General features: G+C 68.3%; 13 protein-coding genes. 5 read left to right on the top strand and 8 right to left on the bottom strand.

Annotated features, from left to right (window positions below; translation table 11 throughout):
* Positions 1 to 112: 112 nt before the first annotated feature.
* From folK to ASC46_RS06340, 4 genes are all read right to left on the bottom strand, one after another.
* Positions 113 to 634 carry a 2-amino-4-hydroxy-6-hydroxymethyldihydropteridine diphosphokinase gene (folK, locus tag ASC46_RS06355; protein WP_055458416.1) on the bottom strand — a complete coding sequence of 174 codons (522 nt, stop codon included), beginning with the start codon at positions 632 to 634 and terminating at the stop codon, positions 113 to 115.
* On the bottom strand, positions 627 to 995 hold the full coding sequence (folB, locus tag ASC46_RS06350) for a dihydroneopterin aldolase (protein WP_055458415.1): 369 nt from the start codon (positions 993 to 995) through the stop codon (positions 627 to 629). The genes folK and folB overlap by 8 nt, the downstream gene beginning before the upstream one ends.
* Positions 992 to 1,828: a dihydropteroate synthase gene (gene folP, locus ASC46_RS06345; RefSeq protein ID WP_055458414.1), complete on the bottom strand. Its 837-nt coding sequence runs from the start codon at positions 1,826 to 1,828 to the stop codon at positions 992 to 994. The genes folB and folP overlap by 4 nt, the downstream gene beginning before the upstream one ends.
* Positions 1,829 to 1,936: 108 nt before the next feature.
* On the bottom strand, positions 1,937 to 2,320 hold the full coding sequence (locus ASC46_RS06340; protein WP_055458510.1) for a DUF2267 domain-containing protein: 384 nt from the start codon (positions 2,318 to 2,320) through the stop codon (positions 1,937 to 1,939).
* A 215-nt stretch (positions 2,321 to 2,535) separates the two neighbouring features.
* On the opposite strand from ASC46_RS06340, the gene ASC46_RS06335 reads away from it, so the two are divergent.
* On the top strand, positions 2,536 to 4,077 hold the full coding sequence (locus ASC46_RS06335) for a helicase HerA-like domain-containing protein (RefSeq protein ID WP_055458413.1): 1,542 nt from the start codon (positions 2,536 to 2,538) through the stop codon (positions 4,075 to 4,077).
* Positions 4,078 to 4,138: 61 nt separating this feature from the next.
* Positions 4,139 to 5,521: a dipeptidase gene (locus tag ASC46_RS06330; protein ID WP_055458412.1), complete on the top strand. Its 1,383-nt coding sequence runs from the start codon at positions 4,139 to 4,141 to the stop codon at positions 5,519 to 5,521.
* Between the two features lie 330 nt (positions 5,522 to 5,851).
* On the opposite strand, the gene ASC46_RS06325 is transcribed toward ASC46_RS06330, so the two are convergent.
* On the bottom strand, positions 5,852 to 6,529 hold the full coding sequence (locus tag ASC46_RS06325) for a haloacid dehalogenase type II (protein ID WP_055458411.1): 678 nt from the start codon (positions 6,527 to 6,529) through the stop codon (positions 5,852 to 5,854).
* A 174-nt stretch (positions 6,530 to 6,703) separates the two neighbouring features.
* Between ASC46_RS06325 and ASC46_RS06320 the strand changes: the two genes are divergently transcribed.
* Together ASC46_RS06320 and ASC46_RS06315 are read left to right on the top strand one after the other, a co-directional pair.
* The gene (locus ASC46_RS06320) at positions 6,704 to 7,597 is read left to right on the top strand and encodes a branched-chain amino acid aminotransferase (protein ID WP_082464717.1); all 894 of its coding nucleotides are present in this window, start codon (positions 6,704 to 6,706) and stop codon (positions 7,595 to 7,597) included.
* A 68-nt stretch (positions 7,598 to 7,665) separates the two neighbouring features.
* Positions 7,666 to 8,397, top strand: coding sequence for a DUF1194 domain-containing protein (locus ASC46_RS06315; RefSeq protein ID WP_055458508.1), 732 nt, complete (start codon positions 7,666 to 7,668; stop codon positions 8,395 to 8,397).
* A gap of 4 nt (positions 8,398 to 8,401) precedes the next feature.
* Here ASC46_RS06315 and murJ read toward each other — a convergent pair whose 3' ends face one another.
* Together murJ and ASC46_RS06305 are read right to left on the bottom strand one after the other, a co-directional pair.
* Positions 8,402 to 9,928, bottom strand: coding sequence for a murein biosynthesis integral membrane protein MurJ (gene murJ, locus ASC46_RS06310; RefSeq protein WP_055458410.1), 1,527 nt, complete (start codon positions 9,926 to 9,928; stop codon positions 8,402 to 8,404).
* 256 nt (positions 9,929 to 10,184) lie between these two features.
* Positions 10,185 to 10,703, bottom strand: a complete 519-nt coding sequence (locus tag ASC46_RS06305; RefSeq protein WP_055458409.1) for a DUF3828 domain-containing protein — start codon at positions 10,701 to 10,703, stop codon at positions 10,185 to 10,187.
* Between the two features lie 180 nt (positions 10,704 to 10,883).
* Here ASC46_RS06305 and ASC46_RS06300 point away from each other — a divergent pair, with 180 nt between their 5' ends.
* The gene (locus ASC46_RS06300) at positions 10,884 to 11,225 is read left to right on the top strand and encodes a hypothetical protein (protein ID WP_071923722.1); all 342 of its coding nucleotides are present in this window, start codon (positions 10,884 to 10,886) and stop codon (positions 11,223 to 11,225) included.
* Between the two features lie 61 nt (positions 11,226 to 11,286).
* Here ASC46_RS06300 and ASC46_RS06295 read toward each other — a convergent pair whose 3' ends face one another.
* Positions 11,287 to 11,886, bottom strand: a complete 600-nt coding sequence (locus tag ASC46_RS06295; protein ID WP_055458507.1) for a superoxide dismutase — start codon at positions 11,884 to 11,886, stop codon at positions 11,287 to 11,289.
* Between the last annotated feature and the right edge of the window lie 205 nt (positions 11,887 to 12,091).

Below are 12,091 nucleotides of genomic sequence, written 5' to 3'. Positions count from 1 at the left end.
AGCGATGGAACGGCGCCGAGATTGCCACGGGCGATGCCGCCTCACCACCCTTCCTTGGTCGCATCGATGCCCATACCGCCTGGGCAGATGCGGAACGGCCGAGCGATCGCCCTCAGAGATGGACTTCCCAGTCCAGCCGCTCGATGCCGGTCATGTCGATGGCCGCTGCCGCCTCGCGCACGCTGCGGCTCCCGATCATCCGCTCGGGCGCGATGTCGACGAGGGGGGCGAGAACGAAGGCCCGCTCGCCGATATAGGGGTGCGGAACGTGCAGATGCGGCTCGTCGATCACCTCGTCGCCATAAAACAGGATGTCGATGTCGATGATACGCGGCCCCCAGCGCTCGCGCCGCACGCGGCCGGCCTCCTGCTCGATCCGGAGGGCCGTTTCGAGAAGGGTGCGCGGCTCGAGCGTGGTCTCAATGGCGATGCAGATGTTGAGGAATGACGGCTGGTTCGTCTCGCCCCACGGGGCCGTGCGATAATAGGCGGAATGGCGGATCACGCGCACGCCGGGCGTCGCATGCAGGGCGGCCACCGCGCAGTCGATCTGCACGCGCAGGTCGCCGATATTCGAGCCGAGCCCGAGGATGGCCTCGACCGGGGTCGCGCGCTGGGGGACGGCGCTAGTCATGGCGCGTGCGCCCGATGGTGACGGCGACGGTCTCGAAGATGGCATCGATCGGCGCATGTGGCTTCTCGATGGTGACCTCGAGCCGCTCAATGCGCGGGAACCGCGCCATGATGGCATCGGCGACAGCGCCGGCGGCGGCTTCGATCAGGTCGAAATGCCGGCTGGAGAAAGCCGCGCGGGCCACCTCGACCATCTCGGCATAATTGAGCGTGTCCTCGAGCCTGTCGGAGCGCTGCGCCGCGGCGAGCGGCAGCTCGGCCGTCAGGTGCAGGATGAAGGGCTGCCCCAGCACCCGTTCCTCGGGCATGACGCCGTGGGTGCCACGCAGGGCGAGGCCGCGGACGGTGATGCGATCACTCATGATGACTGGGCCTTGGCTATGGCATCGGCGACGCTCAGCGCCTGCACATGGGCGACGACGTCGTGCACCCGCACGATCTCGCAGCCCGCAGCCGCTGCGATGACATGGGCGGCCAGTGTGCCGGGCAGGCGCTCGTCCGGTACCGTGCTCACGATATGGCCGATGAAGGATTTGCGCGAGGCTCCGACGAGCATCGGCAGGCCGAAATGGTCGCGCAGCTCGGCAAGGTGGCGCAGCACGACAAGGTTCTGTTGCGGTGTCTTGCCGAAGCCGATGCCGGGGTCGAGCACGATGTCGGTGCGTGCGATGCCGGCCCGGGCGGCGATGTCGAGCGTGCGCGCGAAGAAGTCCCGCATGTCGGCGAGGATGTCGATCTCCGCATCGGCCCCAGGCCGATTGTGCATGGCTATGACGGGCACGCCGTGCTCGGCCGCAACGCGGGCCATGTCCGGGTCGCCTTGCAGGCCCCAGATGTCGTTGATGATGCGCGCGCCGGCGGCGACGGCCGCGGCCGCGACCGCTGCCTTTGTCGTGTCCACGGAGACGGGCGTTGCGTTCTCGGCGACGAAGCGCCGGAGTACCGGCATCAGCCGCGCCAGCTCTTCCGTCGCGCTGATGGGAGTGTGGCCCGGCCGGCTCGATTCGGCACCGATGTCGATGAAGTCCGCCCCCTCCTCGGCGAGCGCGCGGCAATGCATGAGCGCCGCATCCACCGTCGGCAGGCGCCCGCCGTCATAGAAGGAATCGGGCGTGACGTTGACGATGCCCATGATACGCGGGCGACCGACGAGGGGAACGCCGGCGAGCTGCCGGCGGCTGAGCGCTTCTGTCATGCCCGCTGCGTGACGCCGTGGCGGCCGCCTGTCAAGCCGTCTGCAGCTGTTGCGATGGTTTTGCGCGCGCCGCCGACGCAACCCGCGCCGGGGCGCGCGCTCGAAGCGTCACACGAATTGTGACAGGCCGGGCACGGCGCCGACGATGGGCCCCATAACGTCCTCGCCCGCCTTCTCGCGGCCATAGGCGAAGAGCTCGCGGCCGAGGGCCTGCATCTGCCCCATGGACAGACCCGCCGATGTCAGCTGGCCGCCGAGTGCCATGATGCCGCCGCCCATCAGGCCGCCGACCATGCCGGCAAGGCCACCCTTGCCGTTGCCGCTGGCTTCGGCCATCGCGGCCTCGGCGCCGGGCAGGGCGGCGATGAGCTGGCGCACCTCCGTCTCCGGGCCTTCCTTGAGCAGGAAGTTGAGGACGATTGCGATGGCCTTGCGCGCCGTTGCCGCGTCGAGACCAACCTTTTCAGCTATGCGTGCGACGAGTTCGTCCATCATGGGCTCCTGTGTCGGAAGGTGGGGCATCTTTTGCGCCGCTGTCGCGAAAAGCAAGCAGATAGTTCATATCGAAACCATTCCGGAGCGCGCGGTCAGGGCGCATTTCGCCGTGCGGTCGGCGCTCCCGTTGTGGAAAGGCGGCGCCCGATCTCCTATAAGCTGAATCGGCGTCGCAGGCGCCGATGGACGAGACGCGAGGGATGGCACGATCCATGGCGGAAGAAGGCACCATTCTCATCGGCAAGGCCACCGGCGATGCTCACAAGGACACTCCCAGATACGAGGAGCTGCTGCTGCGACTCGCCAATCGCCACGGCCTCGTGACCGGCGCGACCGGCACCGGCAAGACGGTGACGCTGCAGGTGCTCGCCGAGGGCTTCTCCAATGCCGGCGTGCCGGTCTTCGCCGCCGACATCAAGGGCGACCTGTCCGGTGTCGCCGCCATGGGCGAGGGCAAGGAGCCCTTTGTCAAGCGCGCCGCCGACATCGGCGTCACCTATGCCGCGGACAGCTTCCCCGTCACCTTCTGGGACCTCTTCGGCGAGAGCGGCCATCCGGTCCGGGCCACGGTCTCGGAGATGGGGCCGCTGCTGCTCGCCCGGCTGCTCGACCTCAACGACACGCAGGAGGGCGTGCTCAACATCGCTTTCCGCGTCGCGGACGAGCAGGGCCTGCTGCTGCTTGACCTGAAGGACCTGCGCGCCATCCTCGCCCATGTGGCGGAAAACGCGAGCGCGCTGTCGGCGCAATACGGCAATGTCTCGACCCAGTCCGTTGGCGCCATCCAGCGCCAGCTCCTCGTGCTGGAGAACCAGAAGGGAGACTTCTTCTTCGGTGAGCCGGCGCTCGCCATCTCCGACCTGATGCGGATCGACCGGGACGGGCGCGGCGTCATCAACATCCTGGCCGCCGAAAAGTTGATGAACAACCCACGGCTCTACGCCACCTTCCTTTTGTGGCTGCTGTCGGAGCTGTTCGAGCAACTGCCGGAGGTGGGGGACCTCGACAAGCCCAAGCTCGTCTTCTTCTTCGACGAGGCTCACATGCTGTTCTCCGACGCGCCGAAGGCGCTGGTGGAGGCGGTGGAGCGGGTGGTGCGACTCATCCGCTCGAAGGGCGTCGGCGTCTATTTCGTCACGCAGAACCCGCTCGACGTGCCGGAGACGGTGCTCGCCCAGCTCGGCAACCGCATCCAGCACGCCCTGCGCGCCTTCACCCCGCGCGATCAGCGCGCCGTGCGCGCTGCAGCCGGCACCTTCCGCCAGAACCCCGCCTTCGACACGGAGAAGGCCATCATCGAGCTCGGCGTCGGTGAGGCGCTGGTGTCGGTGCTCGAAGGCAAGGGCGCCCCCTCCGTGGTGGAGCGCACTCTGATTGCGCCGCCCTCGGCCCGCGTCGGCCCGTTGACGCAGCAGGAACGCGAGCGACTGATCGCGGCAAGCCCGCTCAAGGGCCGCTACGATAACGCGGTTGATCGGGAATCGGCCTATGAGATCCTGGCGCAGCGTGCCGCCGAGGCCGCCGCCACCAAGCAGGCGCCGCAGCAGGCCGGCGCCGGCAGCGAGGGCGGTGTGCTCGACACGCTCGGCGGCATTCTCGGCGGTGGCCAGCCAGCCGGCAGGGGCGGGCGCCGGACCGTCACCGTCACGGAGCGGGTGATCACGAACGTGGCCTCCTCGGCCGCGCGCACCATCGGCACCCAGCTCGGCCGCGCCATCCTGCGCGGCATCCTTGGCTCCATGACCAAGCGCTGAGCACCTTTCGTTCCATCATTCCAGGCGGCCCATCGGGCCGCCTTCGCCGTGGAGGGCATCGATGTCGCATCTCGACCAGGTACTCGCAAGGATCGACGAGGATCTCGGCGCCTCACTCAACCGCCTCTTCGGCCTCCTGCGCATTCCCTCCATCTCGACCGACCCGGCCTACAAGGAGGAGTGCCGCAAGGCGGCCGAATGGCTCGCTGCCGACCTCGAGGGTCTCGGCTTCGCGGCGGGCTTGCGCGAAACGCCGGGCCACCCGGTGGTGCTCGCCCACCAGCGACGCGAGGGCGCGCCGCATGTCCTGTTCTACGGCCACTACGACGTGCAGCCGGTCGATCCGCTCGACCTCTGGGAGACGCCGCCCTTCGAGCCGCGCCTCGCCGAACTGCCGGGCGGGCGCAAGATCATCGTGGCGCGCGGCGCCTGCGACGACAAGGGCCAGGTGATGACCTTCATCGAGGCCTGCCGGGCGTGGAAGGCGGTCACCGGCTCGCTGCCGGTCGGCATCACCGTCCTGCTCGAAGGCGAGGAGGAGGACGGCTCCCGCAACCTGCCGGCCTTTGTCGAGGCGACGAAGGAGGAGCTTGCCTGCGACGTCGCCCTCGTCTGCGACACGGGCATGTGGGACCGCGAGACGCCGGCGATCACCGCCTCGCTGCGCGGCATGCTCTATGAAGAGCTGACCGTGCGCGCGGCCGACCGTGACCTCCATTCGGGCCTCTTCGGTGGCGCGGCGCAGAACCCGATCCGCGTGCTCGCCCGCATCATCGCCTCGCTGCACGATGCGGACGGCCGGGTCACCGTGCCGGGCTTCTACGAGGGCGTCGCCGAGACGCCGCCGGAGGTGATTGAGCAGTGGAAGGCGCTGAACCTCACGGCCGAGGAATTTCTTGGCGGTGTCGGCCTCAAATATCCGGCGGGCGAGAAGGGGCGGCTCCTCATCGAGCAGATCCAGTCCCGCCCCACCTGCGACGTCAACGGCATCATCGGCGGCTATACGGGCGAGGGCACCAAGACCGTCATCGCCGCCGAGGCGCGGGCCAAGATCTCCTTCCGCCTCGTCGGCGACCAGAACCCCGACGCGATCCGCGATTCCTTCCGCGATTTCGTGCGCCGGCAGCTGCCCGAGGATTGCTCGGTGGAGTTCATCGCCCACAAGGGCTCGCGCGCCGTCGCGCTGCCCTATGACGGTCCGGTGCTCAACAAGGCGCGCAAGGCGCTCGCCGCGGAATGGGGCAGGGAGCCCGTCACCATCGGCTCGGGCGGCTCGATCCCCGTCGTCGGCGACTTCAAGCGCACGCTCGGCGTCGATTCGCTCCTCGTCGGCTTCGGCCTCGACGACGACCGCGTGCATTCGCCCAACGAGAAATACAACATGACGAGCTTCCACAAGGGCATCCGCTCCTGGGCGCGCATCCTCGCCGAACTGGCGCAATAGGGCAGCTGGCGCGACAGGGAAGGGGCACCGCCGCTTCCACCGTCATGCCCGTGCCTGTCCCGCAGCTGTCGGAGCGGCGCGCGGGACCGTTGGAAGAACGGCACAACCTTCCCGCCCGTCCTGGTCGCGCCTGTCGCGGCCATCCACGCCTTTCGATCTCGCGCAGGCTTTGCGGCGTGGATGCCCGCGACAAGCGCGGGCACGACGGTGGAAATGGTCGGAAGGTCATTTAAACGTCGTGTGTCCCGCCGGCGCCTTGGAACTGGTGCGTGTTCAATGGCGTCGATGGCCGGCAGACGGGCCGGAGAGACGGTGCTTCACGACCCCACGCTACACCAGCCCGTTCAGGTCGCGGACGATGGCGACGGGGCGCTGGTCGGCATATTCGTCCGGCGCGCCGGCGCGGTTGACCCAGACGGCTCGGAAGCCGAAGCGCGCGGCGCCCGCCACGTCCCAGCGGTTGCTCGAGACGAAGACGGCCTGCGCCGGCTCGATGCCGAACCGGCGCGTCACGAGCGCATAGGCTGCGGGGCTCGTCTTGAACACGCGCACCTCGTCGACGGACAGGACCGCATCGAGATGCTCGCCGATGCCGGCCGAGGCGACGGCATCGGCAAGCATCGACCTTTCGCCGTTGGAGAGGATCGACGTTGCAAGCCCGCCGGCCTTGAGGGTGGCGAGTACGGCCGGCACCTCCTCATAGGCGTCGAGCACGCGGTAGGCGCCAAGGAGCTTGTCAGCGATGGCGCGGTCGACGGACGGAAAACGCGCGAGCGCATGGTCGAGCGCCTCGCGCGTGAGTTGCCAGAAATCCCGGAAGTCGCCATAGAGCGACAGCACCCAGGAATATTCGAGCTGTTTGGCGCGCCAGACATCCGACAGCGCCGAGGCATCCGGGCCGATTGCCCCGGCATGCCGCGCCACCGCGGCATGCACGTCGAACAGCGTGCCGTAGGCGTCGAAAACGACGACGCCCGCGCCCGGCGCCGCCTCATCGAGAAGAGCCATGCGCGTTCCCCCTGCGCTTTCATGGGTGACAGGCCGGCAGGATGGCGCCCCGCGGCCACATCACGCAAGCGTGGTGGACGCTTCAGCGATATTCATTGGACGATGAGCCCGCGCACCATTGACGGCTTGCCGGACGGGGCGTTCGATGGGACAAGAACACTGACGTATTGGAGCATGATGATGTCCGGGCAATCTCGGCCTTGGTATAGCGAGACATGGACCTGGTTCGATGGCGGCTGGCATGAGGGCAACCTGCCGCTCATGGGGCCGCGCAGCCACGCCTTCTGGCAGGGCACCTCCGTTTTCGACGGCGCTCGGGTCTTCGAGGGCGTGATGCCGGACATCGACAGCCATGCCGCGCGCGTCAACCGCTCGGCCAAGACGCTCGGGCTGAAACCGACCATGGAACCCGAGGCGATTGTCGAGCTCGCGCGGGAGGGCGCGCGCAAGTTCGGGGCGGGCGCCGAGCTCTACGTCAAGCCCATGTACTGGGCCGAGGCGGACGGGCCGGCGGTGATCGCGCCCGATCCTGAGTCGACCCGTTTCTGCCTCTGCCTCTTCGTGGCGCCCATGCCCAAGCCCGGCGGCATCACGCTGACCAAGGCGAGCTACCGCCGCCCGACGCTGGAGACGATGCCGACCGACGCCAAGGCCGGCTGCCTCTATCCCAACAACGCCCGCGCCGTCCTCGAGGCGAAGCGCAAGGGCTTCGACAACGCCCTCGTGCTCGACATGCTCGGCAATGTCGCCGAGACCGCCACCACGAACGTCTTCATGGCGCGCGACGGCGAGGTGCTGACGCCGGCGCCCAACGGCACCTTCCTCAACGGCATCACGCGGCAGCGCGTCATCAGGCTGCTGCGCGAGGCGGGCGTGACGGTGCACGAGACGACGCTGCGCTACGACGATTTCGTGGATGCGGACGAGATCTTCCTCTCGGGCAACTATTCCAAGGTCATGCCCGTGCTCAGGATCGACGAGCGCGAACTGCAGCCCGGCCCCTTCTACCGCCAGGCGCGCGAGCTCTACTGGGCCTTCGCCCATGCCGGCGAGAAGGTCGGCGGATAACGTCATCCTGAAGTGACGCATTCCCTCCGCATCCCTAGGCTTCCGCGCCGGGGATGCCGGAGGTGGACATGCGGATCTTGGCGGGCCTGTCGTTTCTTCTCATCGCGCTCGTTTCCGTCCCGGCGCGAGCCGAGGAGGTCGATCTCGAGCTGGTGCTGGCGGCCGACGGCTCGGGCTCCATCGACGACGACGAACTCACCCTGCAGCGCGAGGGCTGGGCGAGCGCGCTGACGAGCAACGACGTCCTTGCCGCCATCGGCAGCGGCCTCATCGGCGCCATCGCCGTCGCCTATGTGGAATGGGGTGGCCCGCAATCGCAGGTGACCGTCGTCGACTGGCAGGTCATCCGCGATCCGGCGACCGCCGAGGCCTTCGCGCACAAGCTGCGCACGCGCCCGCGCGGCGCCTATGGCTACAACTCGATCTCCAACGCCATCGACTATTCCGTGCGCCTCGTCGAGGAGAGCGGCTTTTCGGGCATGCGCAAGGTCATCGACGTCTCGGGCGACGGCCCCAACATCGGCGGCCGGCCGCTGGCCGAGGCCCGGGCGGAGGCCCTGGCGAAGGGCTTCACCATCAATGCCCTCGCCATCCGCCGGCCGGGCGGGCGCCCAGGTGGGCCGGGCGGCATGTCGCTGGAAACCTATTACGGTGAGCAGCTGATCGGTGGGCCCGGCGCCTTTGTCGAGATCGCCGACGAAACGCGCCCCTTCGCCGTCGCGGCCCGGCGCAAGCTCGTCGCCGAGATCGCCGACAGTGGCGGCGCGACGCGCCACGCCACCCTGCAGGCGGTGCCGTGAGATTCTAGACGCGCCGCAGCGGCACGCGCATCAGCCTGATCCCGGCCAGCAGCGTCGCGCCATAGGCGAGCGCGCCGGCTGTCGCGACGAGGAAGATCAGCACCTGAGGTCGCCAGGGCAGGGTGGCAGGCAAGAGGCCATCGCCCCAGCGCTCGGCCGCGAGCGCCGCAAGGCCGAGCACGGCGCAGGCGATGGTGATGGCGACAATGGCGCAGCCCAGCTCGCGGCTCGGCGCCGCCCATTCGCGGCGCTTCGCCAGCACGAAGAGCAGGAGCACGTTGACCCAGGCGCCGACCGCGGTGGCAAGGGCGAGGCCTGGCGCCGCCATCGAGCCAACGAGGAGAAATTTCAGCGCCACGTTGACGGCGACGGCCGACAAGGACGCGATGACCGGCGTCGTCGTATCGGCGCGGGAATAGAAGCTTGCCACCGCGGAGCGGATGAGGACCACAGCCGGCAGGCCGGTGGCATAGGCGGCGAGCACGGCGCCCGCCGCCGCGGCATCCTCGGTGGTGAAGGCGCCACGGCCGAACAGCGCCTGCATGATGAGGTCCGGCACCGCGAGGAAGGCGACGGCGCAGGGGGCGGCGAGCACGAGGGTAAAGATGGCGGCCCGGTTCTGCGCGCCGTGCGCGCCCGCGACGTCCCCCGCGGCGATGCGCCGGCTCATCTCCGGCAGCAGGACGGTGCCGGCGGCGATGCCGACGACGCCGACTGGCAGCTGGTAGAGGCGGTCGGCATAATAGAGCGAGGAGATCGCGCCGGTCGGCAGCATGGCGGCGATGATGGTGTCGGCGAACATGGCGATCTGCACGCCGGCCGAGCCGATGACGGCCGGCCCGAGCACCTTGAAGAAGGCGACCATGTCGGCATCGAAGCGTGGCACGGCAAAGCGCGGCGCGAGGCCGGCGCGCCTTGCGTCCCAGCAGACGAGCGCAAGCTCCAGCACGCCCGCGGCCGCAACGCCCCAGGCGGCGGCATGGCCGGCCGTCGGGAAGAGGAAGGCGAGGCCCATCGCCACGATGAGCGACAGGTTGAGGAGGATGGGCGCCCCGGCCGCGGCGGCGAAGCGGTCGGCGGCGTTGAGCACGCCCGAGACGAGCGTCACCAGCGTGATGAAGAGGAGGTAGGGAAAGGTGATGCGCGTCAGCGTCACCGTCAGCTCAAACTTCGCCGGCTCGTCCCGGAAGCCCGGCGCCATCAGGTCGATGAACTGCGGCATGAGGGCGAGCGCCGCGGCGAGCAGCGCGAGCTGCACGAGCGTGAGCAGCGAGAATACCCGGTCGGCGAAGCGGCGGGCGGCCTCCGCACCGTCCGTGGTCAGAATGCGCGCATAGGCGGGAATGAAGGCGGCGTTGAAGGCCCCCTCGCCGAAGATGGCGCGGAAGTGGTTCGGCAGCCGGAGCGCCATGAAGAAGGCATCGGCGACGAGGCCGGCACCCATCACCGCGGCGAAAACGACGTCGCGGGCAAAGCCGGTGAGGCGCGAGAGCAGCGTGAAGCCGCCGACGGACAGGAGCTTCTTCAGCATCCGCGCCGCTCGTCGCGCAGGACGGCCGCCGCGCCCGGCCGATACTCCGCCCCGGCGGGCGTGGTGCCGACATGTTCCCCGAAGAGGCCGAGCGACATCAGCTGAATTCCGGAAAGGGACGCGAGGGAAACGGTCGACAGGCACCTGCCGGCGTGGCCTGGCGCACCCGTCGGACGAGCGGTGCGGCCAAGGCCGCTCTTATCGGTTTCGATCGTGGCAGAAAAGCGGGAAAGATTCACTCTCCAGGGGCGGGCGGCTACTCGCCTGTCCTCTGCTTCAGGATCGCCCTGAGGGACCATGCCTCGCCGTCGACGCTGCCGCGCAGGTCGTCGATCCTCCAGCTGCCGTCCTCCAGGATAAGGACATAGCGCACCACCGCATCGGCCGCCTGCGCGCGCTCCGTGAAGCGGCCCGTGAGCGTCACCGCGAGAAGGGCGGTGGCATCCGTCCGCGCCTCGCTCGCCACGGTGAAGGACTTCACGTCCGGGTCCTGCGAATTGGTGACGGGATCGAAGTCGAGCACCGGCTCGTCGTTCGCTTCGGCAATCGCTTCGGCCTTGCGCCACAAGGCTTCGAGTGCGCTCGAGAAGTTCCTGCGCCGCACGCCTTCGTCGAAGAGGAACATGCCGCCCTCGTCGCCCTGGCCCTGGGCGGCGCGGTCGTAGATCGCCCTGACGACGGTGTTCGGCTCACCGGCTGCGGCCATGGCCGGGGCGGAGGAGACGAGGGCCACCGCCGCGAGGAAGGTGCGCCGGCTGAGACCGACCATGTTCATGCTGGATATCCGTTCGGGGTGAGAATGCGCCGCGATCATGCCGCAACGGCCGCGCGCTGCAACGGCATTCTTTCCTTTTCGGGCTTGAAGCCGGGTGGCCATATGCCTAGCCATGACGGGAGCGGTCGGCTGCTTTTCGATGAATGCCGGTCCGCGAAAAAACTCAACGGGACTCACCCCATGGCGAGAACACGAATCCGGTTGGCCGCCTGCGCGGCGCTCCTCATCTTCGCATCCCCGACGGTGGCCGAGGAGCCGGCCTGTGCCACCGCTGCCGCCGGGCAGGCGCTGAAACTGCTGAAGTTCCATACCGAAGGTGACGATCGCGCCGCGGTCTTCGCCGACCGCGTGAAGTCGCTCGGCACGATCAAGGCGCTGCGGGGCAAGGGCCGTTTCGACGTCGTCGAAGTGCCCGGCGCGGTCTACAAGGCCGATTACCGCATGCGCCTCATCTATGCGCAGATCCCCGGCGAATGCGTCCTGATGGGCCAGGAGATCATCGAGGCGAGCGATCCCTATTAAGTTCCCCATAAGGAGAACGGGGCCCGACGGGCCCCGTTCGCGATGCGAATCAGCGCATCCCTCAGCGGGTGGCTGCCTCGTACATCTCCGTCACGTATTCCCAGTTCACGAGATTCTCGATGAACGCCTTGAGATAGTCGGGGCGACGGTTGCGATAGTCGATGTAATAGGAATGTTCCCACACGTCGCAGCCGAGAATCGGCTTGGCGCCGTGCACCAGCGGGTTTTCGCCGTTCGGCGTCTTCATGACGATGATCTTGCCGTCCTTGACGGCGAGCCAGCACCAGCCGGAGCCGAACTGCGTGGCGCCCGCCTGGGCAAAATCTTCCTTCATCTTCTCGACGGAGCCGAGATCCTCGATGATCTTCTTCTCGAGGTTGCCGGGGATGGCGCCGCCGCCGTTCGGCTTCATCCACTTCCAGAAGTGGATGTGGTTGTAGTGCTGGCCGGCATTGTTGAAGAGGCCCTGATTCTTGCCGAAAGAGCCGACGACGACTTCCTCCACCGATTTGCCGGCGAGGTCCGTGCCCTCGAGCAGCTTGTTGCCGTTGTCGACATAGGCCTTGTGGTGCTTGTCGTGGTGATACTCCAGCGTCTCCTTGGACATGTACGGCTGGAGGGCGTCGTAGGCATAGGGAAGATCGGGGAGGGTGAAGGACATCGTTATCTCCTTTGCTTCCGCATCGAGGAATCCGGGACGCGTGCCGGTGGACGCGCCGCAGGCCAGGACCACAGCCGTCGACGAATTGCCTCAGCGGTCGACGGTCATGCTGGCCTCCCGTGGGGTGCGGGTAGCCGTGGAAGAGCCCACCCGGTCTACTTAGGGACGGTCGGCGCACGGGGCAAGCGCGCGCTGCGCAGAGCGC

The sequence above is a fragment of the Chelatococcus sambhunathii genome (genome assembly GCF_001418005.1).
Taxonomy (GTDB): domain Bacteria; phylum Pseudomonadota; class Alphaproteobacteria; order Rhizobiales; family Beijerinckiaceae; genus Chelatococcus_A; species Chelatococcus_A sambhunathii.
The sequence above is the reverse complement of the archived record's forward strand: the minus strand, read 5'-3'. Positions and strand labels throughout refer to the sequence as shown.

What these genes read in the sequence shown, in the direction of transcription:
- ASC46_RS06320 (WP_082464717.1), top strand. Translation starts at nt 6,704, where the DNA reads ATGATGATGTCCGGGCAATCTCGGCCTTGGTATAGCGAGACATGGACC.
- ASC46_RS06340 (WP_055458510.1), bottom strand. Translation starts at nt 2,320, where the DNA reads ATGGACGAACTCGTCGCACGCATAGCTGAAAAGGTTGGTCTCGACGCG.
- murJ (WP_055458410.1), bottom strand. Translation starts at nt 9,928, where the DNA reads ATGCTGAAGAAGCTCCTGTCCGTCGGCGGCTTCACGCTGCTCTCGCGC.
- ASC46_RS06315 (WP_055458508.1), top strand. Translation starts at nt 7,666, where the DNA reads ATGCGGATCTTGGCGGGCCTGTCGTTTCTTCTCATCGCGCTCGTTTCC.
- folB (WP_055458415.1), bottom strand. Translation starts at nt 995, where the DNA reads ATGAGTGATCGCATCACCGTCCGCGGCCTCGCCCTGCGTGGCACCCAC.
- ASC46_RS06330 (WP_055458412.1), top strand. Translation starts at nt 4,139, where the DNA reads ATGTCGCATCTCGACCAGGTACTCGCAAGGATCGACGAGGATCTCGGC.
- ASC46_RS06295 (WP_055458507.1), bottom strand. Translation starts at nt 11,886, where the DNA reads ATGTCCTTCACCCTCCCCGATCTTCCCTATGCCTACGACGCCCTCCAG.
- ASC46_RS06305 (WP_055458409.1), bottom strand. Translation starts at nt 10,703, where the DNA reads ATGAACATGGTCGGTCTCAGCCGGCGCACCTTCCTCGCGGCGGTGGCC.
- ASC46_RS06325 (WP_055458411.1), bottom strand. Translation starts at nt 6,529, where the DNA reads ATGGCTCTTCTCGATGAGGCGGCGCCGGGCGCGGGCGTCGTCGTTTTC.
- folK (WP_055458416.1), bottom strand. Translation starts at nt 634, where the DNA reads ATGACTAGCGCCGTCCCCCAGCGCGCGACCCCGGTCGAGGCCATCCTC.
- folP (WP_055458414.1), bottom strand. Translation starts at nt 1,828, where the DNA reads ATGACAGAAGCGCTCAGCCGCCGGCAGCTCGCCGGCGTTCCCCTCGTC.
- ASC46_RS06335 (WP_055458413.1), top strand. Translation starts at nt 2,536, where the DNA reads ATGGCGGAAGAAGGCACCATTCTCATCGGCAAGGCCACCGGCGATGCT.
- ASC46_RS06300 (WP_071923722.1), top strand. Translation starts at nt 10,884, where the DNA reads ATGGCGAGAACACGAATCCGGTTGGCCGCCTGCGCGGCGCTCCTCATC.